This window comes from Bradyrhizobium sp. URHC0002 (genome assembly GCF_054059515.1).
Window position 1 is genome coordinate 5227588 of the sequence record NZ_JBSSCF010000001.1, and the last position, 24923, is coordinate 5252510.

Annotated in this window: 30 protein-coding genes and 1 tRNA gene; 16 read left to right on the forward strand and 15 right to left on the reverse strand. The window is 59.8% G+C overall.

Translation table 11 applies throughout. From position 1 onward, the window contains the following. Positions 1-60 precede the first annotated feature (60 nt). The 8 genes from ACVWVY_RS25450 (at position 61) to ACVWVY_RS25485 (ending at position 5324) form a co-directional block, all read left to right on the forward strand. The gene (locus ACVWVY_RS25450) at positions 61-609 is read left to right on the forward strand and encodes a ubiquinol-cytochrome C chaperone family protein (RefSeq protein WP_456628941.1); all 549 of its coding nucleotides are present in this window, start codon (positions 61-63) and stop codon (positions 607-609) included. Next, positions 606-1211: a YceD family protein gene (locus ACVWVY_RS25455; RefSeq protein WP_456628942.1), complete on the forward strand. Its 606-nt coding sequence runs from the start codon at positions 606-608 to the stop codon at positions 1209-1211. The genes ACVWVY_RS25450 and ACVWVY_RS25455 overlap by 4 nt, the downstream gene beginning before the upstream one ends. A 302-nt stretch (positions 1212-1513) precedes the next feature. Next, positions 1514-2551, forward strand: coding sequence for a phosphate acyltransferase PlsX (plsX, locus tag ACVWVY_RS25460; RefSeq protein WP_456628943.1), 1038 nt, complete (start codon positions 1514-1516; stop codon positions 2549-2551). Continuing rightward, positions 2548-3525, forward strand: a complete 978-nt coding sequence (locus ACVWVY_RS25465; protein WP_456628944.1) for a beta-ketoacyl-ACP synthase III — start codon at positions 2548-2550, stop codon at positions 3523-3525. Before plsX ends, ACVWVY_RS25465 begins: the two co-directional genes overlap by 4 nt. A gap of 130 nt (positions 3526-3655) precedes the next feature. After that, the gene (locus ACVWVY_RS25470) at positions 3656-3985 is read left to right on the forward strand and encodes an integration host factor subunit alpha (protein ID WP_456632308.1); all 330 of its coding nucleotides are present in this window, start codon (positions 3656-3658) and stop codon (positions 3983-3985) included. 78 nt (positions 3986-4063) lie between these two features. After that, positions 4064-4618 carry a MerR family transcriptional regulator gene (locus ACVWVY_RS25475; RefSeq protein ID WP_456628945.1) on the forward strand — a complete coding sequence of 185 codons (555 nt, stop codon included), beginning with the start codon at positions 4064-4066 and terminating at the stop codon, positions 4616-4618. 91 nt (positions 4619-4709) lie between these two features. Next, a tRNA-Pro gene (locus ACVWVY_RS25480) sits at positions 4710-4787 on the forward strand. A 186-nt stretch (positions 4788-4973) separates the two neighbouring features. Then, on the forward strand, positions 4974-5324 hold the full coding sequence (locus ACVWVY_RS25485; RefSeq protein WP_456628946.1) for a hypothetical protein: 351 nt from the start codon (positions 4974-4976) through the stop codon (positions 5322-5324). Here the strand turns inward: ACVWVY_RS25485 and ACVWVY_RS25490 are convergent. The 9 genes from ACVWVY_RS25490 to ACVWVY_RS25530 all read right to left on the reverse strand — a co-directional run bounded on the left by ACVWVY_RS25490 (position 5314) and on the right by ACVWVY_RS25530 (position 14487). Continuing rightward, complete coding sequence (locus ACVWVY_RS25490) at positions 5314-5694, reverse strand: hypothetical protein (RefSeq protein ID WP_456628947.1); 381 nt, start codon at positions 5692-5694, stop codon at positions 5314-5316. The two genes, ACVWVY_RS25485 and ACVWVY_RS25490, sit on opposite strands and share 11 nt — an antisense overlap. Before the next feature lie 106 nt (positions 5695-5800). Then, positions 5801-7030: a phage portal protein gene (locus ACVWVY_RS25495; protein WP_456628948.1), complete on the reverse strand. Its 1230-nt coding sequence runs from the start codon at positions 7028-7030 to the stop codon at positions 5801-5803. Further along, entirely contained in the window at positions 7027-7554 is a 528-nt protein-coding gene (locus tag ACVWVY_RS25500; RefSeq protein ID WP_456628949.1) for an HK97 family phage prohead protease, read from the reverse strand. The genes ACVWVY_RS25495 and ACVWVY_RS25500 overlap by 4 nt, the downstream gene beginning before the upstream one ends. A 5-nt stretch (positions 7555-7559) precedes the next feature. Further along, positions 7560-8864 carry a phage major capsid protein gene (locus ACVWVY_RS25505; RefSeq protein ID WP_456628950.1) on the reverse strand — a complete coding sequence of 435 codons (1305 nt, stop codon included), beginning with the start codon at positions 8862-8864 and terminating at the stop codon, positions 7560-7562. Positions 8865-8984: 120 nt separating this feature from the next. Beyond that, entirely contained in the window at positions 8985-10589 is a 1605-nt protein-coding gene (locus tag ACVWVY_RS25510; RefSeq protein ID WP_456628951.1) for a terminase large subunit, read from the reverse strand. A gap of 30 nt (positions 10590-10619) precedes the next feature. After that, the gene (locus tag ACVWVY_RS25515) at positions 10620-10976 is read right to left on the reverse strand and encodes an HNH endonuclease (protein WP_456628952.1); all 357 of its coding nucleotides are present in this window, start codon (positions 10974-10976) and stop codon (positions 10620-10622) included. A gap of 1 nt (position 10977) precedes the next feature. After that, on the reverse strand, positions 10978-11181 hold the full coding sequence (locus tag ACVWVY_RS25520; protein ID WP_456628953.1) for a hypothetical protein: 204 nt from the start codon (positions 11179-11181) through the stop codon (positions 10978-10980). Positions 11182-11183: 2 nt separating this feature from the next. Then, positions 11184-11594, reverse strand: coding sequence for a hypothetical protein (locus tag ACVWVY_RS25525; protein WP_456628954.1), 411 nt, complete (start codon positions 11592-11594; stop codon positions 11184-11186). A gap of 661 nt (positions 11595-12255) precedes the next feature. Further along, positions 12256-14487 carry a tyrosine-type recombinase/integrase gene (locus ACVWVY_RS25530; RefSeq protein ID WP_456628955.1) on the reverse strand — a complete coding sequence of 744 codons (2232 nt, stop codon included), beginning with the start codon at positions 14485-14487 and terminating at the stop codon, positions 12256-12258. A 129-nt stretch (positions 14488-14616) separates the two neighbouring features. Between ACVWVY_RS25530 and ACVWVY_RS25535 the strand changes: the two genes are divergently transcribed. Both ACVWVY_RS25535 and ACVWVY_RS25540 read left to right on the forward strand, forming a co-directional pair. Further along, positions 14617-15033 (forward strand): helix-turn-helix domain-containing protein, encoded by a 417-nt coding sequence (locus ACVWVY_RS25535; protein WP_456628956.1) that lies wholly within the window; start codon positions 14617-14619, stop codon positions 15031-15033. Positions 15034-15215: 182 nt separating this feature from the next. Continuing rightward, entirely contained in the window at positions 15216-16022 is an 807-nt protein-coding gene (locus tag ACVWVY_RS25540; protein ID WP_456628957.1) for a tyrosine-type recombinase/integrase, read from the forward strand. Between the two features lie 273 nt (positions 16023-16295). On the opposite strand, the gene ACVWVY_RS25545 is transcribed toward ACVWVY_RS25540, so the two are convergent. Next, the gene (locus tag ACVWVY_RS25545) at positions 16296-16538 is read right to left on the reverse strand and encodes a hypothetical protein (RefSeq protein ID WP_456628958.1); all 243 of its coding nucleotides are present in this window, start codon (positions 16536-16538) and stop codon (positions 16296-16298) included. 221 nt (positions 16539-16759) lie between these two features. Here ACVWVY_RS25545 and ACVWVY_RS25550 point away from each other — a divergent pair, with 221 nt between their 5' ends. Continuing rightward, a complete protein-coding gene (locus ACVWVY_RS25550; RefSeq protein WP_456628959.1) occupies positions 16760-16969 on the forward strand; it encodes a hypothetical protein in 210 nt (69 codons plus the stop codon). Positions 16970-17050: 81 nt separating this feature from the next. Here ACVWVY_RS25550 and ACVWVY_RS25555 read toward each other — a convergent pair whose 3' ends face one another. Beyond that, the gene (locus ACVWVY_RS25555) at positions 17051-17179 is read right to left on the reverse strand and encodes a hypothetical protein (RefSeq protein WP_456628960.1); all 129 of its coding nucleotides are present in this window, start codon (positions 17177-17179) and stop codon (positions 17051-17053) included. A 114-nt stretch (positions 17180-17293) separates the two neighbouring features. After that, a complete protein-coding gene (locus ACVWVY_RS25560) occupies positions 17294-18370 on the reverse strand; it encodes an acyltransferase family protein (protein WP_456628961.1) in 1077 nt (358 codons plus the stop codon). Positions 18371-18941: 571 nt separating this feature from the next. Between ACVWVY_RS25560 and ACVWVY_RS25565 the strand changes: the two genes are divergently transcribed. The 4 genes from ACVWVY_RS25565 to ACVWVY_RS25580 all read left to right on the forward strand — a co-directional run bounded on the left by ACVWVY_RS25565 (position 18942) and on the right by ACVWVY_RS25580 (position 22373). Further along, a complete protein-coding gene (locus tag ACVWVY_RS25565) occupies positions 18942-19490 on the forward strand; it encodes a hypothetical protein (protein ID WP_456628962.1) in 549 nt (182 codons plus the stop codon). Between the two features lie 146 nt (positions 19491-19636). After that, entirely contained in the window at positions 19637-20170 is a 534-nt protein-coding gene (locus tag ACVWVY_RS25570; RefSeq protein ID WP_456628963.1) for a hypothetical protein, read from the forward strand. A 208-nt stretch (positions 20171-20378) separates the two neighbouring features. Then, positions 20379-21284, forward strand: a complete 906-nt coding sequence (locus tag ACVWVY_RS25575; protein ID WP_456628964.1) for a dihydrodipicolinate synthase family protein — start codon at positions 20379-20381, stop codon at positions 21282-21284. Between the two features lie 120 nt (positions 21285-21404). After that, the gene (locus ACVWVY_RS25580; RefSeq protein ID WP_456628965.1) at positions 21405-22373 is read left to right on the forward strand and encodes an SDR family oxidoreductase; all 969 of its coding nucleotides are present in this window, start codon (positions 21405-21407) and stop codon (positions 22371-22373) included. Between the two features lie 60 nt (positions 22374-22433). On the opposite strand, the gene ACVWVY_RS25585 is transcribed toward ACVWVY_RS25580, so the two are convergent. Continuing rightward, positions 22434-22922 carry a GcrA family cell cycle regulator gene (locus ACVWVY_RS25585; RefSeq protein WP_456628966.1) on the reverse strand — a complete coding sequence of 163 codons (489 nt, stop codon included), beginning with the start codon at positions 22920-22922 and terminating at the stop codon, positions 22434-22436. A gap of 50 nt (positions 22923-22972) precedes the next feature. Continuing rightward, positions 22973-23173 carry a hypothetical protein gene (locus ACVWVY_RS25590; protein WP_057839093.1) on the reverse strand — a complete coding sequence of 67 codons (201 nt, stop codon included), beginning with the start codon at positions 23171-23173 and terminating at the stop codon, positions 22973-22975. A 230-nt stretch (positions 23174-23403) separates the two neighbouring features. Between ACVWVY_RS25590 and ACVWVY_RS25595 the strand changes: the two genes are divergently transcribed. Next, positions 23404-23808 carry a GrlR family regulatory protein gene (locus tag ACVWVY_RS25595; protein WP_456628967.1) on the forward strand — a complete coding sequence of 135 codons (405 nt, stop codon included), beginning with the start codon at positions 23404-23406 and terminating at the stop codon, positions 23806-23808. A 129-nt stretch (positions 23809-23937) separates the two neighbouring features. On the opposite strand, the gene ACVWVY_RS25600 is transcribed toward ACVWVY_RS25595, so the two are convergent. Beyond that, the gene (locus ACVWVY_RS25600; protein ID WP_456628968.1) at positions 23938-24879 is read right to left on the reverse strand and encodes an acetamidase/formamidase family protein; all 942 of its coding nucleotides are present in this window, start codon (positions 24877-24879) and stop codon (positions 23938-23940) included. Between the last annotated feature and the right edge of the window lie 44 nt (positions 24880-24923).

Genomic DNA, 24923 nt, shown 5'->3' on the forward strand with positions numbered 1-24923 from the left:
AATTGCAACACGCGTGGTCTCCGGGCAAAGATTCTGGAGGGCCCGCTTGCGGAACCCACAATGCTTTGGCCGTTCAATCACTTCAGGAAACCCCGGACGCCGTTGCGCGGCACCATCGAGGCCATCTATGGCATGATCGTGACGCAGGCGCGAGAACCGTTGTTTTATCGGGACTTTGGGGTTCCGGACACGGTTAACGGCCGTTTTGACCTGCTTCTGCTGCATTTGTGGCTGTTCCTACGGCGCCTGAAGTCGGCGGAGGGGGGAGCGGCCCTGTCGCAGGGGCTGTTCGACCATTTTTGCAACGATATGGACGATAATCTGCGCGAGATGGGGGTCGGCGACCTCACGGTGCCGAAGCGCATGCAGGCCTTCGGCGAAGCTTTCTATGGCCGGACGGCGGCCTATGACTTTGCGTTGACGGAGGGCCGCGAGGCACTGGCGCAGGCGATGTGCAAGAATATCCTGAACGGCGAGAACATCGAAAAGGCCCGCCTGCTTGCGGCCTATGCCGAGGCCGCGATGGCCGCTCTCGACAGCCTCGACGAGGCGGCGGTGGCGAGCGGTTCGGCCAGGTTTCCCTTGCCGGAGAATGGCGCGCAGCAATGAGCAAGACTGGCACGACAGACAAGACCGGCACGACAGAGAAGCCCGACCCGTGGCGCGTCCCCGTGGCGGTGGCGCAGATACCGGAGACGGGTCTGCATCGCGATATCGAAGCTGATCAGGCCACCCGCAACGCGGTGGCCGATGTCGGGGGCTTGCGCGAGGTGCTTTCGGTGCAGGCTTCGTTCGACGTCACGCCAGCGCGCGGCGGCCGCTTTCACGTGGCCGGCCACGTGCGGGCGCGGATCGGACAGACCTGCGTGGTGACGCTGGAGGAGATCGAGACCGATATCGATGAGCCGATCGACCTGACCTTCGCGCCGCCCGAGCAGATCCCGCAGATGGCCGCGCTGGTCGATGAGGCCGAGGAAAGCGACGAGGAGACACCCGATCCGCCCGAGCCGATCGAGCACGGAGTGATCGATCTCGGCCGGGTCGCCACCGACGCATTGTATCTCGCAGTCGATCCATATCCGCGCAAACCCGGCGCCGTCTTCGAGCCGGTGGTTGAAGCTGCCGATCCCGAGGATCACCCGTTCGCGGCGCTCAAGGCGTTGAAGGCAGACCCGAAAAAACGAGGCAGCAGGAAGCCCAAGGGCAACTAGCCGGCGGTTAAAGTGGCCGGCGAAGCCGCCATCGGTTTGAGGTGGTTGTGATGTCTCGCCAAATTTGCCCCATAAGATATTGAATCATATCGGGATATTCTGTATTCTTGATTTCGGGCCACAGCGCTTGCCTTTCGCCAAAAGAGCGTGGTCAAGAGGTTGTGTCGGGACAGGGACACGGTATTGTCCCGGCCCGGCGGGGGCGCGGGGATGCGTCTTGCCGAGCACCGCTTTGGCGGTGCCTTTCCAGTGCGCGGCCGCGCTCTACGAGGGCCGCAAGAGATCAGGTTTCCGGGACGTTCATGCCGCAAAAGGTTCGAATCGCGCTTGACGCCATGGGTGGCGATGTCGGCGCATCGGTCGTCATTCCCGGCGCCGCCATCTCTTTGAAACGGCATCCCGACAGCGAATTTCTGCTCTATGGCGACAGCAAGCAGATCGACGAGCAGCTTGCGAAATATCCGGCGCTGCAAAAGGCCTCCCGCGTGGTCCATACCGATGTGACCGTCAGCATGCACGACAAGCCGAGCCAGGCGCTGCGCCGCGGCCGCAAGAACTCGTCGATGTGGCTTGCCATCGACGCGGTGAAGAAGGGCGAGGCCGACGTGGCGGTTTCCGCCGGCAATACCGGCGCGCTGATGGCGATGGCGCGCTTCCATCTGCACACCATGCCCGGCATCGACCGTCCGGCCATTGCCGGTGTGTGGCCGACGGCGCGCGGCGATTCCGTCGTACTCGATCTCGGCGCCAGCATCGGCGGCGATGCGCATCATCTCGTGTCGCTCGCGGTCATGGGCAGCGCAATGGCGAGCGTGCTGTTCGGCAAGAAGCGTCCAACCGTCGGGCTGCTCAATATCGGGGTCGAAGAGGTCAAGGGCGGCGAGGAGATTCGCAAGGCCTCCGAACAGCTGCGCGCGATGAACCTGCCGGAGCTGGAATATATCGGCTTCGTCGAGGGCGACGGGATCGGCGCAGGCGCGGCTGACGTAATTGTGTCGGAAGGCTTCAGCGGCAACATCGCGTTGAAGGCCGCGGAAGGCACCGCGCGCCAGATGGCGGATTTTCTGCGCAACGCAATGGCGAGCAGCTGGCAATCCAAGATCGGCTATCTGTTCGCCCGCAGTGCCTTCAAGGCGCTCCGGGACAAGCTCGATCCGAACAAATCCAACGGTGGTGTTTTGCTCGGATTGAAGGGTGTGGTTGTCAAGAGCCACGGCGGAATCAACGCCGAGGGCTTTGCCTACGCAGTTGATGTTGGCTATGAGATGGTCCGCTGCGATCTCCTCACCAAGATCAGTGCGCTGGTACAGGCGCAGATCGCGCAGGAGGTTGTGTCGTGACTGCAATACGTTCGGTCGTGCTCGGCTGTGGCTCATATTTGCCGGAGCGGATTCTGACCAATGCCGAGTTGGCGACCCGCCTCGATACGTCCGACGAGTGGATCGTGCAGCGCACCGGCATCCGTGAGCGCCACGTTGCCGCCGAGGGCGAGTTCACCTCGCACCTTGCGATCAAGGCTGCGCGTGCGGCGCTGCATCATGCGAGGCTCGACGCCCAGGCGATCGACCTGATCGTGCTGGCAACTTCGACGCCGGACAACACCTTTCCGGCCACCGCGGTCGCGGTGCAGGAGGGCCTCGGCATCAACCACGGCGCTGCCTTCGATCTGCAAGCGGTCTGCTCCGGCTTCGTCTTTGCGCTGGCGACCGCCGACAATTTCCTGCGTGCGGGCAGTTACAAGCGCGCGCTGGTGATCGGCGCCGAGACCTTTTCGCGGATACTGGATTGGAACGACCGCGGTACCTGCGTGCTGTTCGGCGATGGCGCCGGCGCGGTCGTGCTGGAGGCGCAGACGGAGCTGGGCAAATCGAGCGACCGCGGCGTGCTGACGACGCATTTGCGTTCCGACGGTCGCCACAAGTCGAAGCTCTATGTCGATGGCGGCCCGTCCTCAACCCAGACCGTTGGCGTTTTGCGGATGGAAGGCCGCGAGGTGTTTAAGCACGCTGTCGGCATGATCACCGACGTGATCGTCGATGCCTTCAACGCGACCGGTCTGACAGCCGAGGACATCGACTGGTTCATCCCGCATCAGGCCAACAAGCGAATCATCGATGCTTCAGCGCACAAGCTTCATATTGCACCGCAGAAAGTGGTCCTGACCGTCGATCAGCACGGCAACACGTCGGCGGCGTCGATCCCGCTGGCGCTCGCGGTGGCCGTTAAGGACGGGCGCGTCAAGAAAGGCGATCTGGTGCTGTTCGAAGCCATGGGTGGCGGCTTCACCTGGGGTTCCGCGCTCGTACGCTGGTAAGCACTGCGTAAAAGTACCGGCTAAAATTGTGGCCGTGTTCATGCTTCTGCATGATGGTCTCTGTTGACCATTGCGAGCTAACCTCCTAATTTCAGAGAGTAAATTGTTCGCCGAGAGTGCGGGGCAGGCGATGACCGGGACCGGAAAAACAGTCACACGCGTCGATTTGTGCGAGGCGGTCTACCAGAAGGTGGGCTTGTCGCGAACGGAATCGTCTGCGTTTGTCGAGCTCGTTTTGAAAGAGATTACCGATTGCCTGGAGAAGGGCGAGACGGTGAAGTTGTCGTCGTTCGGCTCCTTCATGGTTCGCAAGAAGGGTCAACGGATCGGACGTAACCCGAAGACCGGTACTGAAGTGCCGATCTCGCCGCGTCGTGTGATGGTGTTCAAGCCGTCGGCTATTCTGAAGCAGCGGATCAACGGACACGCGGTTGGCAACGGCGAAGGCAAGATCGACTAGCGAGACCGAGTAACACGGCCGCGTAACAAGGCGAGTACCGCGTCTTCACCAACAAGATGAGTTGAGAGGAGCTGGCATTTGGACAAAGCGCCGGATGCGTTCCGCACCATCAGCGAAGTCGCTGAAGAACTCGATATTCCCCAGCACGTGCTGCGATTCTGGGAGACGCGGTTCGCCCAGATCAAGCCAATGAAGCGAAGCGGCGGGCGGCGTTACTACCGCCCTGACGACGTCGACCTGCTCAAGGGCATCCGCCGGCTGTTATACGGCGAGGGCTACACCATCCGCGGCGTGCAGCGGATCCTCAAAGAGCACGGCATCAAATCGGTGCAGGGCCTTGCCGACCAGACTTCCGCCGTCACGTTCGGCGCGGTCGAGGAGGCCATCGGTCTCAGCCTGCAGGAGCCTGAGGAAGGCGAGACGCCGACCGTCGATGCCGAAGACGAGGATTACGAGACCGAAGAAAAGGAAATCGACTACCGCTTTGTCGATACCGACGACGAGGGCATTTTACTGCCGTTCGCCAAGGCCAAGCCGGGACCTTCTGAAGCCGACCGCGAGCGTCTGGAGCGGGTACTGCAGGATCTCGTCGCCTGCCGGCAATTGCTGGATAACGCCCTGAAGGACGGCTGAGCGGGCAGGCCGGAACCGGTGGTCCACCGGCCTCAATGAGGCCGCTCGCGCGCCTTGCGCCGGGCGCTGATCGCAGCTAATGGAACGGCATCGGAGCGTGGCGCAGCCCGGTTAGCGCACTAGTCTGGGAGACTAGGGGTCGGAGGTTCAAATCCTCTCGCTCCGACCAATAAACCCCCTGAAAAGACTTACGAAATTGCAACTGTGGTTTATTCCACAGTTGCTTAATACCCAGACAAAATAGGGCAAAATCCCGGGCTTGCCGTCATAGAGTCCCGGGGAAAGTCCCGGGGCACCGGGTGCGCAAGCGAAGGCGGTTACGAAACGACGCACAGCAACTGAGCGAACAGAAAATTTGCTCGACCCTTCTGGCGTCGAAACGATCACCGCAGTGAAGGCAGGTTCTGCTGATGGCACGCGGGACACGGCCGGGTTTACGACGGACCAATGGCCGCCGCAGACCGTTGTGGTAATCCCGGGCGCACCTGCGGCAACAGAAAATCTGCCTGCTGAGATATCTGGCATCGAACTCCGCGCCGCAGTGCTGACAGGTTTTCCCGGCCCGCGCCTGTCGTTTGGATTCCGACACCATCCGCCAGTAGGCGGCCCGGCTGCATTTGTAACTGCAAAACACTTGCCGGGTATCGTGATCAAGCGGCAGCGGCTTTCCGCAATGCGGACAGCGGTCGAGCAGATCAGAAGATGAAGTTATCATACATCGTGCGGACGTGCTCGCGACGGACAGCGGCGGCACATTGACCGCAGCAATATTTCTTTTTGTATTGCGGCAGTGGTGATCCACAGCCCCAGCAATGATCATCGCGCAGATATCCGTCGTGGCAATATTCCTGTTGTCCCTCGATCCAACGGGGGCGGTGCGCGCCGATCCGATTCAAGGCGGTGTGAAGAATAGCGGCGGCCTGCTGATCGGCGTAATCCCACGGCCAACCCTGCAAGCATAGTTTCGAACGCATCTTGTGTCGGCGCGGACCTTCTTCGGCGAAAGCTGTCGGCTGCGCTTCACGCAAAAACGGCAGCAGCGATTTGACAATATCGGTGAGCTGACGTTCGCTCATCTGCCAGACGACGCGCGGCTGCTTTCGACGTGGCGCAGCTGGCTGCGCCCAATATCCGCGCGTCGAAACGCGTCGCGGCGTTTGCATTAACACGATGTGGCCTCGCTTAAGATTCTTGTTTCGGTGCGCCGGTTTGTTCGGATTGCATATTCATCGGAGACAGGAATTCGTCGCCGCCCGGATCGCTGCGCCGGTTGATCCGCTCCCATGCGCGGATTTCGTTGGCGCTTGCGCCGCCGATCTCGCGCATGATCCGGTACGCTTGCCAGCGCTGCAGCATGTCGCCTCGCAACAGATCATCCTGATCGATCTCGACGCAATGCGTCCGCTTGCCTTCTGCCGAAAGCAGATCGCGCATGATCGCTTGTTCAAGCCGCACGATCCACGGCGTCAGGCAATGCGTTGCAAACATCCTGTTGAGTTCGACGACGTTGGCATAAGAGCCGTTCGAGATGTCGCCGAGCAGCGGCAACGGGACTCTGAAAATTCGTGCAATGGTTTCGGTGCCGAACCGCCGCGACGCCAGCAGCTCGGAGTCCTCCGGGCTGACACTGATCGACTGCCACTTGATTCCCTCTTCGAGAACCGCGACTTGGCCAGCCTTGTCGCTACCGGCGAACTTATCAGTAAAGGAATCCCGCAGATGCCGATGCGCGTCAGTGCTGAGATGTTCGGGATGACTGAGCACACCCGACAGCCGCGCGCCGTTTCGGAATGTCGCGGCCGCATGCGTCTCGGTCGCAATGGTCGTGCCGAGCGCTTCGCGGGTTCGCTGCAATCGGCTCTTGCCGATGATGCCATCATCCGACCGATCACGGAGGTGCAGCATTTCTTCCGGCAGCAATCGACGACGACGACCGTCCAGGTCGGAAACGTCATAGACAATCTGTCTGGTCTTGGGGATGCGCCAGACGCCGACTTGATCGGGATGCAGCGGCAGCAGCGCGACGACCCGCCCCGCACCATCGCGCACGATCTCGGCATAGGCATTGCCGCGCAACAGGCAAAGGCCCAGCAGCATCTCGATGAATTCCGGCCAAGTCTGGATTTCGTTCGGCTGCTTAAACAGTCTGGCGACGGGATGCGTCATGTCCGCGAGCTTCACCCCGTCGCCAGCCATCCGGTACACGCGGGGAGGCAGACACGCGACCGTTTCCGAAATCGCTTGGATGCAACCATAGACCGCCGATAAATTTTCGGCGTAGTAGGGACTGACGTTTGCGCCGGACTGCGTTTCGCCAAGCCCGCGCATCAAATCCCATGACGATGGCGCGGCGCGCTTTTCAACTGGTCCATGTGGACCAGTTGATCCGAACATGCGCGACAGGATGCTCATCGGACAATTTCCAAGAAACGCCGACGCGCCGCCACCCGTGAGGACAATACGGGTGACGGACGCGACCGGGCCTGCACAGTTGTGTTGCTGTAGGCTGGATGCGAACTGACGACGCTGATCTCTCTCAGATCAACGCTGTTGAGGATGCGGTGATCGCCGTCCCAACGCTCCTCGACGACGACGAATCCAAAACTCATTCCGCCGCAGTCGCCACGCGTGACCAGTTCGAGAATGTCGCGGCCGTAAGATGTATCGGGCACGTCGAGATCGAACGACAGACCGCGACTGTCTTCCATCAAGCGAAGATTGTTCGACCGGGTGCGCGCCAGCACCCGATGCGGATCGTGATCGACCAGCGCCAGTACATCCGTGCCGCTGGCCAATGTCTTACGAAACGCACCGTGCGAAATCGTTTCCGTAAAATCATTGATGCGCGCCTCGGTGCCGAACGTTGCCGCATAGCCCGACAAGCGCCGACCCTTGGCGCGAAGTTCGGTCGATGCGGCACGGCGTTCCATGTCCATGGCGATTACGTTGTCAAAATATCTTTGATCGCGGCGAAGCTTTTCGGGTGACGGATCGCGACATCGCATGTCGCCATCGCTCTGACTTGAACGTTTCCTTTGCTGTACGGCACTTCGGCGTAGGGATTGACGAGCACGTCAAATGCCGACCAATAACCGATAATCAGATCGGACCAGTTGCCAAAGATCAGCGCCGACGCGACCGCACCCGACGAACCCTTGGTGAGAGTGGACGGCACAAGATTCGACATCACGAATTTGTAGCCGAGCAAGGTCTGATCGCCGGGGCTCATGATGAAGTTGCTTGCCGTGTCCGCACCCGACTTGAGAACGCCAGCTGCCTTACCGGCAAACTTGCTATTGCCAGCAAAACCGAGATTGCCCTGCAGTGCGTTATTGCCAGCGACCATCGTGATCAGTGCAACGATGTTGGCATAAGTCGGCGCGAGACCGTTCGTGCCGCCCGGAACGTCGCCAATGCCGGACGTTGCGAGAACGCCAGTCGGTTCATTCGCCCCGCCGCCGACGAGTGCGGCCTTGTCGATAGCCCTTGCGATCAGTGCAGCGAAATCGTCCCTGATAAGCGTTTCGATATCGGGCGAAGATTGCAACAGCATTAGGCGCGAAACTTCGGTGCGCGCGCCGACCGTTTTCGGCGTCATCGTCACGTGTTCGTTTTCTTGATCCGACAAGGTGATCGCCGAATCTTCCGCAACCCAGTATCCAGTCGCTGAAGTTTTGAGTCTGGGGATGGCGACGTTGCCGTGCAGATTCGACAGCACGCGCGCGCCGAGCCGCGTCGTGGTCAGACTGTCCCGCAGAATATCGATGTACTGCGCGGCCATGTAATCGGTCGGAATCACGTTGCTGCCCGGACCGCCGACAGGCGCAGTGGTCAAGATGGTGCGCCGTTCAAAAATTTGGGTTGGAGCAAGCATGCCCCCGGCCGTGATACCCGACCGCAGCTGTAACTCTCGACTGGCTTCGATCTCAAAGCCAGCATCGACGCCCATACCGGACTGATGCGCAATGTTTCGGATCAGCGAATAATCGCGACGGCAGCGATCTTCAAAATTCCCATCGCCTCGACCGTGATGGAGAATCGCGGGCGCTGATCGCGTCGCTTCCTGCAGATCGGCCGCGCGTTGAATCTGCCGGTCGAGACTGGCGAGTTCAACTTTCAATTCCTTGTGGCGCTTGTCCTCGACATCGGAATAATCCCGCGTCTCGGTTTCGACTTTGTCATTGAGAATTTGCATTTCAGAAACAGCGCGCGCGCGCGATTCCTGCAACTCGTGCAGCTTGGCCATAGTTGGCCTCCATCTTGCCGGGCGTCCCCGGACTGGGAAAAGGGCCGCAGTCACTGCGGGCCTCGGGGGATATTAGTTGCTTTAGCAACTAATTGATACAACTGTCTCATCTGAGCCAGTTCAAATCGTCAGGATGCCGCGATCCTCGTAGACCGACCGACGCGGCGGTGGTGTCCGGCTGGCGCTGCCCACAGCCATCATCAGGCTGACGACGCCGTCGATGTGGCCAATGGCACGCTTCTTGTTCGGCTTGCGGTTGCCTGCCGGGTCCATCTCGATGGCGACGTTCGAAATCTGCCAGCGCAGAATCGGATGCCCGCCGTGATGAATGCGCTGGTCGAGGACAGCGGCCTCCAACAGTTGTACGGGACCGGCCATGGAAACGTAGCCTTGGCCGAATTCCTCCAGCGGCAACACCACGCCTTGCTCGGCGCACTGCACCTTGAACGTATTGATGAAGGCGCGATCATAGGCGACGGCGCGTAGATCGTATTCGACGTTGATCTCGGCAAGCCGCTTGATGATGGCCTTGAAGTTGATCGCGCGGCCGGGCGTCGTTTCCAACAAACCGGCATCGCGCCAGTTGCGATAGTGGCCGCCTTCCTTGCGATCACGATCCAGCAAACCTTCCTCGGGTAACCAGAAGTAGGGCAGCACCGCGCCGTTGTGTGGCCAGTACAAAACCAACGCGCTCATGTCCGTGGTCTGCGACAGATCGAGGCCAGCGTGACAGGGCTTGCCGAGTAGCTCGGCCATGTCGAGCGGGGCGTTGCACGTCATCCAATCGAAATCGGAAATGAATTGAACGTTGGCATCTATGCGACGATTGAGCCGCAGATTTTCGAACTTGGCGCGGAAACTCGGCAACCGTTTTGCAAGCGCCGCCTGCGACCGGAATTCCTTTAGATCGAGAAATTTGCCGAGCGCTTCGTTGCAAGCGCGCCAAGTTTTTTCATCGTAGATATCAGCGTCGTCCGGCGCGACGGCTAGCTGCAAATATACACTGGGATCGACGCCGAGCTTGGCATCATCGATCATTTGCGACAGGGGATGTTGATCGTTGGCGGCTTGCGTGCTGATAACGACGCCGAGACTTTCGCGCCGCTTGCCCATCGCCGTGCGCAGGTTATCGAGCAAATCGCTATTCGGAGCCTGCGCGAATTCGTCGTAAATCCAGAACGACGGCGCGAGGCCATGGGCGCGCTTGCCGTCTGCCGATAATGATTCATAAATGCTGCCGACGCCGTCGCCCTCCATCACTTCCAAAATTTTGACTTGGCGCTTGATGTTGACGCGGGCCGCGAACTCCGGAACGGCCTCGATGATCGCTTTCATCTCTGCGAAGATCAGCGCGGCCTGCATCTTGTTGTAAGCCGCGCTGTAGACTTCGCCGCGCTGCTCGCACTCAGGGCCGAGTAAGTGACAAAGCGCTAAGCCTGCGAGCAAGCCGCTCTTGCCGTTACCGCGAGGTTCACTCTTGATTGCGATCCGCACCCGACGCCGACCGTCTTTCGACACGTCGCCATAGATGTCCTTGATGAACTTGCGCTGACCCGGCAGCAGCCGCATCTTGCGACCGGCGTAAATCCCCTTGGTGATCGGCAGACTTTGCAGGAACGAGATGACCCGACCGACACGGGTTTTCTTGCGCTTCCAGCTGGCAACAGCTGATTTAGAAGTGACTTCTAAATCACGCTTATTCGCGTTCGGACCTCGCAATCCCAACCGGCCATCCTGATTTTTTTGAGAAACAAACTACCGCTTGGTCGAAGCGGGCGCTCGGTCGCGATTAGCCCCTAGAGGCTGATCCCCCTCCGGCCCCCAAGCAACGCGCGGCGCACCATCGACGCTGCATCCTCGATACCGCAGTGCTATCCATGTTTGACCGAGTTGCTCGCATCGAGATTTCAAACCGTGACAGGCTTCACAAAGTGACTGTAAATTCGCGGGGTCTCGCTTCGCGCCGCCTGCACTGATAGGCACGATGTGATCGACCGCGAATGCAGGCGTGAGATCATCAGGACAGCTTTGGCACCACGGCTCGCGCACAAGCTGACGACGCCGAACCGACCGCCAGTCGGCAGTGTTATAGAACTTGATGTGGCTGGCCATGTCAGTGATTCATGAGCTGTGCTTCACTCGTCAGGAATGCCGCGAAGCGAACGTATTCCTCACGCGTTAGGCGAAACCAGTAGGAGCCGCGCGTCGTTCGCATGCGCAGCAGCACGAACTCATCGTGCAACGTGATGTAGGTCCGAGCTTCAAGGAAATCGTAGGCCGTCAATGCGTCGGGAATCGTTGTGATGTCGTCTTTCATCATCAGGCGTCCACTGTCGGCACGCTGGCCTGAAGGTAAATTACACCGCTCGGTGTCACCCGCGTCGTCCCCATCCACATCGCGGCCTTGATCACGACGGTCCCGGTCATCGCCGTCGAAACATCGCCACCATCGAACAACTTCAGCTCGTGATGATAGAGGCCGGGCGGGAAATCGGTGTCTCCCGATTCAAGCGTGATTTCGACACCGCCATCGACCACTTCGAGGCCAGCACCGATCTCCTTGCGCGCGAGGGCCTCGACCTCGGTCGAATGCCAGTTTTTCGACATCCGCCATTTGATCTCGGCGTTGATGGTCGGATCAAATGCGCTACCGTCCGCCTGCGTCAGCGTCACCGACAACCGCGCGGTGTCGGCACGGTATACGCGAATAGTCTGGTTCGTCATTGTCATCGCGGGGTGTTCCTTTCACGCGGCCGTCAGGATCACGCCTGCGTGCCGCCTGTGCCGTTTCAGTCGAGGTTGATGGTTCGGGGCGCTGCCGTCAGCGAAACGCGCTCAGCGACCCCTGTGAGGCGCGGCGCGTCGAGCGCCCCAGGGTATTTCCGATTTTCTGGAAAAGTACTGTCACCACTGTCATCAATGGAACCGCGCGGACAAACGAAAGAGGCCCCCGGCGCACCAAGCGTCGAGGGCCTATTCGAAGAGATGATGGAACACTGCACAGAAACAGCGTCATTCCCAAATTCGTCCCAGAAAAACCGTTCCAAACTACAAAACGCAGCCGCGCCGATCATGCCGCAAACCCTATAGAAATAGGTCGATTGCGCGTGTTTACGCCTTCCCAAATTCGTCCCAAGAAAGACCCGGAAAAACGCCTATTCAGGTGTCCGACGGCACTCAGAAACCCTATAAAAATAGGCGTTTTCGATAGCCTAAAGATCACGCCCATCTTCTTGGGTTAGACGCGGACCCCTACTGAAATCATTGGGTTTTTAGTGGTCGGGAGCAGGTCGGAATCGGGTAATGTCCCAAATCTTTCCCAAAACGGGTTATAAGATATTGTGAGCTATGGTGTTTTTCGCTTGCATGTCTGTCGCATTGGCTTTTTCGGTCAGCCAGTGTTCAGCCCTAACGCGTTGATCCGCCTACAAATCGCAGAGTGGCTAATCGATAGCAGGTGTGCAATCTTTCTGCCGTCTTTGCCTTGGGCAAACATCTCACGAATGGTATCATCATGCTTATCGCCGAGCTGGTGACCAGTCCCCTTTGCGGTGACCGTGAGGCCGAGCTTTTTGATGCGCCGGTTAACCGCGCTGTGAGAGACCGGCAAGGTGAGGGAAATAGCCTTGCCGCCTTTGCCCTCGGCGACCATGCGAATGATATCGGCGTCGTACTGATCGACCTTCGCCACGCCATTGCCCTCGTAGGTTGGGGTCAGGCCAAGGTTCTTTGCGTACCATCTGACCCCGGTGCGCGTGACCTTCTCAGCTTCTGATGTAGCCAAGAGATTGATGGCATCCGCGATCTGGTTGAGGCTCTTTTTCTGGGCGAACGAACGCCGGATCAACTGCTCGTGCTTGCCGAGCTTGAAGGCACCCGGTCCGGAATGCCGCAGGGGATTTCCCCCGCGTGCCGCGTGACGCACGACCCATCGCGGACGCACGTTGAGGGCCTTTGCAAGCGCGAGCACCGCCCAATCTGGATGCTGCTTTTGCAAGATCGCGAGCTGTTTGACCTTGGCCTGATATTTATCGCGCGGCATGAACCCGGTTTGTATTTCCGGGACTTCAATTTCGCGAACCATTGCACTGACTGTGTTGTGGTCGATACCCAGATCGATGGATATGCGGGCCTTGGTCCAGCCTGCCGACCAAAGGCGTTTAACTTCCCCGGCCTGCCATTCACGAAGCTGTTTCGACGAGCGAATCATAACCGTCGGCTGCGCCTCGAATGGCGCAAGTTGGGAATTCGGCGTGACGTCGATAATGTTTCCGTTCGTCAATGCCAGCGGTGCCGTCGGACTGTTGATCGATAGCGGCGTTGCTGATCGAGGCGGTGCGCAGCCGACGTCAATGCCTTCGGCGCACAAGCGATCATACAGAACGGTGCCCAAGCGCTCGACCAAATCGTCGGCCTCATACCCCTTATAGCCGCGCGCTTCGATCTCTTTTCTCAATACCTTGAAGCGTGAGATTGAAACCGTGTGCTTGTAATTTTCATCGATGGTGTCGGTTTTGTCACCCGCCATTGCCGCCACGGTATCGAGCGGAATCCCAACGGCACGCCATAGATTGATGCAGGTATGCCGACCGACCGTGTAGAACGTGTGCCGTCCGGGCTCGCTAGCATCAGGAAAGCCAGCCTTACGTGCAATAGCATTCCAATGCTGAGACGAGATGGCCTCCGGCTTCACGATCTCTGACTTACAGATCAAAACCGGGCCTTCAAGTTTGCGCTCCATCCCGACCAGCCGCTGGCCATAAGCGACAAAAGCCGCAGCCAAAATTGGCGACATCGGAATAGTGCGCTTGCCGTTTTTGCTCTTGGCAGCCGAAATAATCCCTTCACCATCGCGCCAAATGCGGTTCATATCGATGGTGCGGTCTTCGATGTGGACGCAATCCCAAAACAGCCCCGAACATTCCTCATTGCGCAGACCGGCAAACATGCCGATCATGATCATCATCCAACGGGTACACCATGTCAGCTCGCTGCGATCCGATTCGGTCCGAGTCAGAACCGCCTTCACCAGCACTGACATCTGCTCTAGGGTCAGGGCCTCGCGATCCTCTTTCTGATTCAGCTGCGGGACTTGAAGCTCAAATTCTCTGACGGGATTAGGCGCGTCCATCTTTCGGAGTCTGATCGCCTCCTTGAACGCCATGCTAAGCACGGTGCGAATAAACGAGAGACGATCAGCTCCGGTGTGATGGTGGCTGGCCTGATGTTTCAACCAGACCTCCACAAATTCCATGTGCTCGTCAGCGAATTCGTGCAGCTTGCGCGCACCAAACGCGGGACGAAGATGGCTGTTGATGATACTTAGAATGCCGTCCCGATAGCCCTTTCCAACGTCCTCGTTTTTCTTGCGCTCAATCAAATCGTCCAGCGCCTCGCTGAACGTGGCTTTACCCATACCGACCTTAAACTTGCCGGTGGATTTCTTCGCTGCGGTCTCATCGCGACAGCGGATCAACAGCTCCAACGTCTTGAATGTTGGGCGAGTGCGGGGCTGACCGTTTGAGGCAGCGATGTCGAGTTCATACCCACCGCCGCGCAATTTATAGGCGGTCATACCCTCGACGCTGGCGCTGTCGATACGCTTTGCTCTAGCCTTCGCCATGATTCGCCCTCCTACGGCGAGAGTTGTGGTTTAGGCCCTCGCTGACGCGCCCAAACGTCCGGCGAGGGCCGCTTACATTGCCAATACGTATCTCTTTGGGGTACTTTCAATCCCCAAGCGTCAACTTATATGACTATTCAGGAGCATCTGATGCTTGTCAGCGTGTACCCTGATGACGTCGTCATCACTGGCGAGCCGTTGGGCTTCGCCGTGTTTCCGCGCAAAAGGGCAGCGCCTCCCGCCGCGTTGTCGATCAACGATGCCGCGCAATATCTCGGCATCACGTCGGATCAGGTTCGCGCCTTCATCGACGACGGTGAATTGAAATACATCAACGTAGGTCGCGGCAAAAAGCGACCGCGCATCCGGCTCACCAAGGCAGACCTTGACGAGTTCATTGAACGACGAACGCAAAGGGAGTCGCCGTCATGTCCGTCTACAAATCAAAGAAGTCAGCGCCGTACTACTGGTTCGACTTCCAAATCGGAGGCCGACGGTTTCATGGCTCGACGCGCTGCACAGCTCGCAAAGAAGCCGAACAAGTAGAAGCGGCGGAACGCGACAAGGCCAAAGCGGCAATCAAGGCATCGTTGCGCGTTACCGGTTCGCTGCAGATCGTGCACGTCGCGGCGCGTTACTGGGAACAGATCGGCAAGCATCACGCGGGTGCCGACACCACTGAACGCGATCTCAATCGGCTGGTCGATCATTTCGGCGAGGCCAAGCTGTTGACCGAGATCGCCGACAACGATGCTGCCAAGATGGTGGCATGGCGTCGGGGCCAGCACGTCAAGGGATCGAAGGCACTGGTCGCACCCGCTACGGTCAATCGCAGCACAACGGAAGTTTTGAAAAAGCTGTTCACGTTCGCCAAAGGCGAGGGCGTGCGCTTCGAGCATGAGCCGAAATGGAAATCGCACTTCCTGAAAGAACCGGAGGAACGGGTTCGGGAATTGCAGGATCACGAGGGCGATGCAATCGATGCCGCGATGCGCGACGACTACCGGCCGCTATTCGATTTCGTGGCGGCCTCTGGCTGGCGACAAGGTGCCGCCGTCGAATTAAAATGGAGCGAAGTCAACTTCGGCACCAAGACCATCACCAAGCTAGGCAAGGGCGGCAAGCGTATCACCCTGAAGATCACGCCGAGCATTCACGCTATCCTGTGGCCGTTGCAAGGTCACCACCCGGAAGCCGTCTTCACCTACATTGCCGAGAAGACCATCAAGCCTCGTGAGATCATCCGGGGCCAGCGATACCCGATGACGATTAGCGGCGTGAAGACGAGATGGAGGCGCACGCGCACCGACGCGGGCGTGACCGATTTCCGCTTCCATGACTTCCGCCACGACTTCGCGACCAAGCTGCTACGCGGCACCGGCAATTTGAAACTCGTGCAGAAAGCGCTTGGCCACGCCAACCTGAAGACGACGAGCAAATACGCGCACGTCTTGGAGGATGAAGTCGCCGACGCCATTGAGCAGCTCAATCTTTCCCGGGGAAATCGGCAGGCTGTTTTCGACAAAGCGAGCTAAGCCGAAGACAAGAAAAAAGGATTCCGACCGAGCCCACTGTACTGGGAGACTAGGGGTCGGAGGTTCAAATCCTCTCGCTCCGACCATCTAACTCATTGATTTCCCTACCTGCCATTCTGACGTTTTTCGTCTGATTCTGACGGGCGGTTCTTACGCTGTACCGCTGTCATTTTCCGCGGCGCGCTTGCCATTGCGCGCTTCGGCGATTTCCGAAAGCGTCTTGGTGCACCGGCCGCGAAGGGTGCCGCAGCGTCGTCGCCTTGTTGGTGTGGGTCAGCGCGCCCTGAATTGCCTCCACCGCGGCGCCGGCCTCGTCGGCCTCGGTGGCACCGCCGGCGCGAGCGTCCGTTTTCCAAAGACCGCATCCGGAATGCCGGCCGCACGCGCGATGTCGCGAAACCAGTTGCCGTAGCTGCGCGCGCCGACCGGCAGGCCATGCTCGCCCTTGACGATCGCGCCTGGCGACGCCGCTCGCGGGCCTTCCCCGCGCCAGGAAGTCTCGGAAGCGCGCGACATAGCCGTTCTGCGAAATTCGTTGCCCCGAAGTGCCTGAAGATGGATGTAAGTTCGCCATCCGCCGACACCATTTAAATTGATTTTTATTCCGTGCGTTTTGACAGGCATACGAGCCAGCGGCATCAAGCGTATTTGACTGATCGTGAAGCCGTTGCAACTTGAGGAGGCGGCCGCACGTGCGCACATGGCAGCGTGATGTCAGTGATAGCGGAGCAAATACGATGCGAGCGGTTATGGCCTTCGGCCTGTTGATCACCTTGTGCGCTACTGCCAACGCCGCGCCAGCGCATCGCTCCAAACCGCGCGAGGGTCACTTACGCCCGATCCAACGTGTCACCGGTCCCACGCCGCAAGTCGCGGTTCCCGGATGGACCGAGGAGCAGACCCGGCAGTGGCTGTATAACGGCAGCGCCGCCGCGCGCTTTGACTGATAGTCGCCAACCTCTGCCTAACACCGGCCGATCAGTGTTTAGGCGTGAACTTGCAAATAGATGGGCGTTGGCGGATGTCCGCTAGATGCCGAGTGCCCAGACGGCCACGATGGCCACAAGCACAGCTACTCCGCTGACGGTCCAGCCGGTCAGGTAAGCCGCACCATCCGTTTCCGGTCGATCGACCATGTTGTCGTGCCACTGGCTCACGGCGGCCTCCTCTGGATGACACTCCCTCTGGTCAGTAGGTCGTTGGCGGAAGCCAAAGGTTCAACGAGCGCTGATGTCGCACCCTGTGGCCTCGGCCCGAGCTGAGCCGTCGCTTCAGGCCGCCTCGGCTTGCGGCCGCCAAATCCTCGTCCACGTCTGCGCCAGGGCACGCGCCATCGACTTGCCCGCTCTGATCGAGGGCGCTTCGACAAATCGATAGGACAGCCCGGCGAGGGCAACCGCGATGATCACGGACGTCACCATCACGAACAGATTTCCCCAGATATGGGTCGGCATGATCGGGCGACAAATAACGGCGAGCAAGGTACAGACGTAGAAGATCGGCCAATGCACCAAATAGAGGCTGTAGGAGATTCGTCCGAGGAATCGCAACGGAGCAACCGTCGTCCACTGCAGCAACTCGCGCGATGCCGCCACCGAGCCGATCATCAGCGCCGCTGCGATCGCTGACGGGATGACGATGCCGACTGCATAAAATTCGGAGTTGGTGCCGGCCATCTCGAGGCCGATCAGGCCGACGACGAACGTGATTGCGGCAAGCCGAGGCCGTCCCGCCAGCAACGCGCTAATCTCCTTGGCGAGAAAGCAGCCGAAATAGAACCACAACAGCGTGTGATAAGGGCTGACCGCGAGCAGTGTCGTGATCGCGATGAACAGTGCCCAGCGCCACTGCGGCTCGATTCTGACGTGCACAGCGACCACAAATGGCAGCATCAGGGCGCCCAGCAGTTCCGTAAGGAGCGTCCACGTCGGACCGTTCACCTTGAACGAACTGAGGAGCAGGTTATCCCACAGCGCATCCCAGGTCGGCTGCGGCCAGAACATGCGCTGGAAACCCGGCATCAAGCCCGACGGTGCGGGATCGATACGGAAGAGCCGCTCGCAGGCGAACGTGAACAGCACCACGACCACGAAGGGCGGGAGCAACCGGAACAGCCGCCGTACCAGGTAGGTCACAAATTCGCCGTCGCGCTCCAGCGCGCGGCCGAGCACGTAGCCGCTCAGCACGAAAAAGAAGATCACCGCGGCCGCGGAATTGAACGCAAACATCAGCGCGTCCATGACAACAAGACGCGCATTGTCGGCGAACACGCTCATTCCGTGGTGCACGCATACTATCAGCGCCGCGAGGCCACGCAGGCTTTCCAGCCGCGGATCGAACGAGGACACAGTCGGTGGGCCATCCGTCGGCGCGACCGGTGGGAAAATCATTGATGGAGCGCGGCCGAAACCGCGCGATTCCGGGATATCGCGACCTGATTTGGTGGGTTGGCAGCATCCTCAACCATGCGAGTCCCCAATTCATTGAGACCCCATAAATAGTGCGAGACTGTGAAAGGAGTATTGATCTGGCCATGCAACTTCTCGGCAGTCGGATCAATGCTCTCGCATTTTGAGGGATTTTTAAGCATCTTCAACGACCGGCTGTCGGGACGGGTTCGGTGCTGCGATCCAACAAGGCCAGCCATTGAAAGCTGCGCGGTCCAGAATTCTGCCCGAGCCGACCGGCGGATCGGCCTGCGCTGAGCGAAAGTGCCCGCGACATCTGGTTGATGCGCGACGATCTACCCGAGGTACCAGAACTCCGATGCGCGTCGCCGCTCCGGTAAGTTCGCCTCAACCCCACGCATCGATCCGCGATTAACGTTCTCAGCATACTCTGAGTGTAATAGATATCCCGATACAACCGTTGTTGGGCGTTGAGCCATGAATCTTTTGATGCGTGCGGCCTTTGTCTTGGGTGGCATTTTTCTGGGGCATAAACCTGATCAACTACTTCGTCCTCGGCCACACCGGGGACTACCTGCCGGGCGGACAACGTATGGGCGAATGGAAAGAGGCCAAAATACGCGAAGCCTGTTATCCCGCGCTTGAAAGCCCCGAGCGTGATGAGCTGCTGCCAAAGCTCACGAGCAAAGAACATCGTGTCGACTGGCGAGACCTCAACCGGGCGAAAGAGATGACGGCGGCGCTGAACTGCTATCTCGTCACCCATCCGAACGCGATCTGCGAGCGGAACAATCGCGCCTACATCGTCGATTACATCAACCGCTATTTCTCGACGTTCGATGAAATGATGAATACCGCCAAGCGATATGGCGAATCCGAGATGTCCACGGTCAGGAATCTCTGGGACAGCCCTCGCAACCGAGCGATCAACACGGCCTTGATGCAGGACACCAGCAATGGCCGGCTGATCAAGGCTGACTTCGGCTGGACCGTCCCGTCGGGAATGAAGCCGATGCTCGATCGGTACAAGGGCACGACCGACAACTGCCCCAGAGTTTAGGAGTGGGACCTTTGAGTTTGATCCGTCAATTTCTCACCCTCATCCTGGCTTTCGCCGGAGGATTCCTCGTGGTCGGCGGGTGGATCTGGGCCCCGAATATATCGAGTGCGATGTCAGGTTTCGTCTCGGTCGGGCCCAGCGTCTCGTTGTTCGCCGATGCCAATCGCCTCGGCCGGCCGGAGGTGGCGCCGGTCGTGCGGAGCTGCATTTTCCGCGTTGTGGACGTCGGTCCGGAAGCGGCGAAGATGGAGCCAAGTGCTGGATACTTCATCCTCAAGGGCGGCACCATGCAGGCGAACATTTCCAGCCTGGCCGGCAAACCAGACGATCCGAGATCGGATTTCCGGACGGTTGATTTGGCCGCCAGATGGGGAGAGCTGGCGGGCTGCATTTATGCGCAGGAAGATCGTGAACTCTGTGACCCTGATAACCGCGCAGCGATGGTTGAGGCCACCACGAAGTTCTTTGCTTTCGCAAAGCAGGCTGAAGCGTCCAAGCCGCCGATCCCAGCCGACGCCGCAAGCGTCATCAGAAATATGAGCGATAAATTGTTGAACGCACTCAAGAACCACCGGCGCTATGGCACGCTTGTTGCTGCTGATTTCGGCAGCTTTGCCGCCCCCGAAATCATGCGGATCATGCGTGAGGAGAAAGAGACCCGCGATATCTGCAAGCGTTGATGTGCCTGCGTGGAATTATTGCGCGCTACGGGCGCGGGGCCGGCTTTGATCGACAGCCGGTTCACGCGGCGTTTCCGATAACCTGCCGTGCCAATTCAGCAACTGGAAAGCTGCCCCGACATCCCATAGGCTCGCTGCAACCGGCTGATGTTGCCGGCAAAGCGGGGACACACCCGCACATAACGGATGGAAGCGTGAGGGCCAGCCCATGAAAGCACGTCCGACCGGCGTGATACCGCCGATGACCACGCCGTTCCGGAAAGACGGCGAGATCGATTTTAGTCTTGTTGCTCCTCAGGTGGACTGGCTGATCGGCGCCGGCAGCCATGGCATGGCGGCGGGCGGTTCGACCGGTGAGGGGCATACGCTCGACCATGAGGAGTATCGCGACCTGGTGGCGGCGACAGTGGAAGCCGCGAAAGGGCGCGCGCCCGTGATTGCTGGCATCATCGTCGACTCCACGCGCGATGCGATCCGGCGCGGCCGACTGGTGCGCGACATGAATGTCGCAGCACTTCAGGTGACGCCGGTGCATTATCTGTTCAAGCCGGACGAGCAGGCGATGGTCGATCACTTCCGCCGCATGGCTGACGAAACCGGCATGCCGATCATCATTTACAACGTGGTGCCGTGGTCCTACCTCTCGCCAGCGCTTTTGACCCGCATCATGAACGAGGTGCCGCTGGTCGTCGGCGTCAAGCAGAGCGCGGGCGATTTGAAACTGTTCGCCGATCTCATGATGATGGCGCCGGACAAATTGATCTACAGCGCCGTCGACGCGCTGATGTACCCATCCTACGCGCTCGGTGCGCATGGATCGATCGCGGCGATCCTGAGCGCCGCGCCGCACGCTTCCGTCGAACTCTGGAACGTGGTCAAGGCGGGCAACCATGTTCGCGCGCTGGAGCTGCACCAAAAACTGCTGACGTTGTGGAACGCGATCGTCTCGGACAATCTGCCGGCGTGCGTGCGCTATGCGCAGTCGCTGCAGGGACTGCCCACGACATTCTCTCGCGCACCGATGCCGGAAGCATCGCCCGCGCAGCAGGGTGCCATCAGGAAGGCGCTTGAGGGATTGGGCGCGTGGGACCGTCAAACCGAAGCGGCGGAGTAATTCCGCCTGACGAAACGTCCCTGCGCTTTACCCGCGGTTGCCACCTGCTACTGTCCTGTCACGCACGGGCTCGTTGGCATGAGCTCCAATTCAAAAACGAAAACCGAGGTAACGATCTCAATGAAGGATTTTGCCGGAAAGTTTGCCGTGATCACAGGGGGCGGCACGGGCATGGGCCGCGAACTCGCGCGCCAGCTCGTGGCCGAAGGCTGCAACGTCGCAATGTGCGACGTTTCGCTGGAGGCGATGGCCGAGACCAAACGGTTGTGCGAGGGGGAAAAGCTGCCGCAGGGCCTTCGCGTCACCACGCATGTCGCCGACGTCTCGATCGAGAACCATCTCCAGCGTTTTCGCGATGAGCTGATTGAGCAGCAGGCGACCGACAAGATCCATCTCTTGTTCAACAATGCCGGCATCGGCGGTGGCGGCAGCCTGTTCACCAACACGCGCGAGCAGTGGGAGCGCACCTTCAACATCTGCTGGGGCGGCGTCTATCTCGGCGTCCGCACCTTCCTGCCGCTGATGATGAAGGCGGACGAGGCCCACATCGTCAATACATCGAGCGTCAACGGCTTCTGGGCGTCGGTCGGCATGGGCGTGCCGCATACCGCCTACTGCGCCGCCAAGTTCGCGGTGAAAGGGTTTACCGAAGCGCTGATGACGGACCTGCGGCTTAACGCGCCGCACATCAAATGCTCGGTCGTGATGCCCGGGCATATCGGCACGTCGATCGTTTCCAATTCGCGCAAGATCCAGAGCGGATCGGAATCCGAACAACTGAGCCCGAATGAAATCCTGGCGACGCGGCAGCGCCTGAAGGGCATGGGCATCGACACCGCGCCGATGTCGGACGACGACATCCAGAAGATGGCACTCGACCGCGCGCGCACCTTCCGCGACGAGGCGCCGACCACGGCGGCGGCCGCGGCAAAGATCATCCTCGACGGCGTCAAGGCCGAGCGTTGGCGTATTCTCGTCGGCGACGATGCGCACAAGCTCGACGAGCGGGTGCGGCAGACCCCGGAAAAGGCCTACACGCCGGAGTTCTTCAAGAGCTTTGCGGAAGAGGTTGGCTGGCGGCTCGGCTAGGGCCTGTCGGTTCTGATGGAATCAGAACCGACGGCTTCTCCTTGTGTTGACGTGTTTTCTTCACGCGAACCGATTGTCTGATCCCCTCACAACGCGCTGGCGCGAGCCTGGACGATAGGCGAGGCGGTGGTGGCCCGAGCAATAGGGCATACCTTCAACCGGCGTGTTGCCGCAGAAGCAGAAATCCTCCGCGCCGGGCGTGCTGATCGGCCAACGGCACCGTTTGTCGCTGAGTTCGAACAGCGAGCAGCGGCGTTCGCTTGCGATCGGCTCCTCCTGGAGCGGCTGTGCGTTTTCGTAGACGGCCTGCAGGATTTGATACTGCAGCCTGGGAATGGATTTCCTGGAGCGCTCTCGGGCGGTCTTGGTCCGACGCGGTTCGGCGCGGGCCGGGCCGCGCGTCAACTGGAGGCGGGCGAGTTTGCCGATCACCGCGTTGCGGCTGACGCCGATGCTGGCGGCGATCTCGCGGCAGGTAAGGCCGGCTTCAAAATGACTCTTCAGCAATTCGACGCGGTCGGTAGTCCAGGTCGGCAGATGCGTAAGCATGTTTCTCGGTTCCACATTCTGTGTGAACCGCCGCGTTCCGAAAATTCCCGTCAGGACGCCTTTCCGTTGTCGCGGATGGCAAGCAGCCCGTCCTTGATGGCGAGCCGGATGCCTTCCTCGATCAAAGTCCTTGCGACGCCGGGAACGCTGGTGCCGTGGGTGCCCTGTCTCACCAGTCTTTCGAGATAATTGATGGTCGAGAGCGCCAACGTAACGGGAACGCGGTCGGTTTCGGCTTTTTCTGTAGCCATGGGGAACGCTAACTTTTAAACGATGTACTGAAAAGTTACTATTTCGACTCTATTTAGTTTTGCACACATGAGTCAAACGACTTGTGGATAGCTTCCTATCCGTTTGAAAAAGCGGTTAAAAATCCGACGGCGGGTCTGTGGAGTGGCTGAGCGCCTGTTGAGCGGAGCTCCCGGCGGGGCTTCTCAGCGTTCACGGCCGCGGCGAAACGCTCCAGTCGCGCGCCCATTTCTTGATTGCCGCGCTGCAGGGAATGCCGATGATGTCGGGGGACGGCGGCACGGGCGCAATGACGGTAACGAACGGCCTCTACACGATTCAGATCGAAATGACGGACGGCGGGCATGGCCGCGCCAACGGCGTGATTGTGCTGCACGACGGCAAGATCGCCGGCGGTGACTCGTATTTCTATTACACGGGCTCCTATCGCGCCGATCACGGCAAATGGCGCGGCGAATTGATCACCAATGAGCACACGAAGTCCGCCGGCAGCCTGCCACTGTTCGGCGGGCGTGAAGTCGCCTGCGGCTTTACCGGCGCCTATTCCGCCGACGCGGCGGCAGTGAATGGGACGGCGCTGGTCGGAAAAACCAGCGTGGTGTTCCACGCCAGGCTAAAGCTCTGCTCGGAGTTTTGAAGGCTGGGTTAGATCATGATGCGATTTGACGCATCATGATCTCATCTCTTTAGTTGAGCATGGTCTCCGCGCAAAGCGTTCCGCGTTTGTCGCGAGGGAAAGCCGGTCTCCACTTTTCCGGATCATGCTCTAGCCGTGCACGACCGTTTTCGCGATCATGCAGTGAATGCCCTTGGAGCCGTTGACGGTCTGCGTGACGCGCAAATCGGCGGCGAGGCTGCACAGCGTGTAGGCGTCCTCCCGTGACAGGTTGCGCTTCTCGCCCAGCAGCACGATCATGTCGCGCAGCGCGCGCACCACGCATTGGTCGAGATCGGGCTCCATCGCCATCGTCATGTAATGATCTGATGTTTCCGCACGGGGATAATCAAGCCGCAGGTCCTTGCGCAGCGTCAGGCGAAAGCGGCCCTGCAGGGCGGTCTCGATCGCGGTGACGCAGACTTCGCCGTCGCCCTGCACGCCGTGGCCGTCACCGCAGGAAAACAGCGCGCCCGGCACGAATACCGGCAGATACAGTTTGGCACCGGCGCCCAGTTCCTTGTTGTCGAGGTTGCCGCCCATCGCGCGCGGGATCAGCGAGGTGATGCGCCCCCAGGCGGGCGGCGGCGCGACGCCCATCACGCCGAAGAACGGCTTAAGCGGCAGGTCGAGGCCCCATGGCATGCGGCCCACCATGCGTTCACGGTCGAGCGGAATGTTCAGGATCCGCGTCTCGTGGAAATCGTCGGGCAGGGTGCCCGCGAGCGGACGGATCAGATTCCAGCCCCAATCCTGCCGGAGCTGGACGTCGAGGATGTCGACTTCCAGCACATCGCCGGGCTCGGCGCCGGCAACCGCGACCGGGCCGGTCAAAATATGGCCCTGCAGCTGGCGCTCGCACTTCGCGTGAATCTCTGCAAGCTCGGGCGGTACGTGAAACTTGCTTTTGTCCGGCACGACCTCCGGACCGCCGCTGACGGTCTCGATGGTGACCTCATCGCCGCTGGCGATCGTTATGATGGGCTTCAATTTCGCATCGAAAAAACCCCAGTGGCAGGTTTCGGGGCTGGAATGCAGGTGATGATGGGGCATGAGGAGGCTTTTGGTTGCTGCAATGGCGTCGTATGACGCTGTAC

Coding starts and splice junctions, on each gene's coding strand:
- ACVWVY_RS25450 (WP_456628941.1), top strand. CDS start 61: ATGCTTTGGCCGTTCAATCACTTCAGGAAACCCCGGACGCCGTTGCGC.
- ACVWVY_RS25455 (WP_456628942.1), top strand. CDS start 606: ATGAGCAAGACTGGCACGACAGACAAGACCGGCACGACAGAGAAGCCC.
- plsX (WP_456628943.1), top strand. CDS start 1,514: ATGCCGCAAAAGGTTCGAATCGCGCTTGACGCCATGGGTGGCGATGTC.
- ACVWVY_RS25470 (WP_456632308.1), top strand. CDS start 3,656: ATGACCGGGACCGGAAAAACAGTCACACGCGTCGATTTGTGCGAGGCG.
- ACVWVY_RS25490 (WP_456628947.1), bottom strand. CDS start 5,694: ATGAGCGAACGTCAGCTCACCGATATTGTCAAATCGCTGCTGCCGTTT.
- ACVWVY_RS25495 (WP_456628948.1), bottom strand. CDS start 7,030: ATGAGCATCCTGTCGCGCATGTTCGGATCAACTGGTCCACATGGACCA.
- ACVWVY_RS25500 (WP_456628949.1), bottom strand. CDS start 7,554: ATGGACATGGAACGCCGTGCCGCATCGACCGAACTTCGCGCCAAGGGT.
- ACVWVY_RS25505 (WP_456628950.1), bottom strand. CDS start 8,864: ATGGCCAAGCTGCACGAGTTGCAGGAATCGCGCGCGCGCGCTGTTTCT.
- ACVWVY_RS25515 (WP_456628952.1), bottom strand. CDS start 10,976: ATGGCCAGCCACATCAAGTTCTATAACACTGCCGACTGGCGGTCGGTT.
- ACVWVY_RS25520 (WP_456628953.1), bottom strand. CDS start 11,181: ATGAAAGACGACATCACAACGATTCCCGACGCATTGACGGCCTACGAT.
- ACVWVY_RS25525 (WP_456628954.1), bottom strand. CDS start 11,594: ATGACAATGACGAACCAGACTATTCGCGTATACCGTGCCGACACCGCG.
- ACVWVY_RS25530 (WP_456628955.1), bottom strand. CDS start 14,487: ATGGCGAAGGCTAGAGCAAAGCGTATCGACAGCGCCAGCGTCGAGGGT.
- ACVWVY_RS25535 (WP_456628956.1), top strand. CDS start 14,617: ATGACTATTCAGGAGCATCTGATGCTTGTCAGCGTGTACCCTGATGAC.
- ACVWVY_RS25545 (WP_456628958.1), bottom strand. CDS start 16,538: ATGTCGCGCGCTTCCGAGACTTCCTGGCGCGGGGAAGGCCCGCGAGCG.
- ACVWVY_RS25550 (WP_456628959.1), top strand. CDS start 16,760: ATGCGAGCGGTTATGGCCTTCGGCCTGTTGATCACCTTGTGCGCTACT.
- ACVWVY_RS25575 (WP_456628964.1), top strand. CDS start 20,379: ATGAAAGCACGTCCGACCGGCGTGATACCGCCGATGACCACGCCGTTC.
- ACVWVY_RS25580 (WP_456628965.1), top strand. CDS start 21,405: ATGAAGGATTTTGCCGGAAAGTTTGCCGTGATCACAGGGGGCGGCACG.
- ACVWVY_RS25585 (WP_456628966.1), bottom strand. CDS start 22,922: ATGCTTACGCATCTGCCGACCTGGACTACCGACCGCGTCGAATTGCTG.
- ACVWVY_RS25590 (WP_057839093.1), bottom strand. CDS start 23,173: ATGGCTACAGAAAAAGCCGAAACCGACCGCGTTCCCGTTACGTTGGCG.
- ACVWVY_RS25600 (WP_456628968.1), bottom strand. CDS start 24,879: ATGCCCCATCATCACCTGCATTCCAGCCCCGAAACCTGCCACTGGGGT.